This is a genomic window from Corallococcus sp. AB049A (assembly GCF_003668885.1).
Classification (GTDB): Bacteria; Myxococcota; Myxococcia; order Myxococcales; family Myxococcaceae; genus Corallococcus; species Corallococcus interemptor.
The window spans coordinates 1-379 of sequence record NZ_RAWL01001501.1; the positions used below are offsets into that span (position 1 = coordinate 1).

The window sequence follows — 379 nt, forward strand, 5'->3', positions numbered from 1 at the left end:
CATTATAAGGAGCCGTTGCCACGAAAAATGCCTCGCAAACAGAACGCTGCAACCGGTAAACTCCCGTGTTCACAGATCGAGTCGATCAGCAGAGGATTCAAGTCATGACGGTGGTCAGCGTTGAACATGCGCTCGCCGGGAAGATCCCGGAAGGCGGCGAAGTCACGGTACGCGGATGGGTGCGCACGGTGCGCGGTTCAGCGAATCTGGCCTTCGTGAATGTGAGCGACGGCTCCTGCTTCGCCCCGATCCAGGTCGTGGCCGGCGACAGCCTGGCCAACTTCGATGAGATCAAGCGCCTGACCAGCGGCTGCTCGGTCATCGCCACCGGCACGCTGGTGAAGTCGCAGGGCAAGGGCCAGTCGTTCGAGATCCAGGC

1 protein-coding gene is annotated in these 379 nt (G+C 61.2%); it reads left to right on the forward strand.

The window, feature by feature from the left end:
- Positions 1-104: 104 nt before the first annotated feature.
- The coding region (locus D7X55_RS47575) for an OB-fold nucleic acid binding domain-containing protein (RefSeq protein WP_233610503.1) at positions 105-379 on the forward strand (275 nt) is incomplete at its 3' end.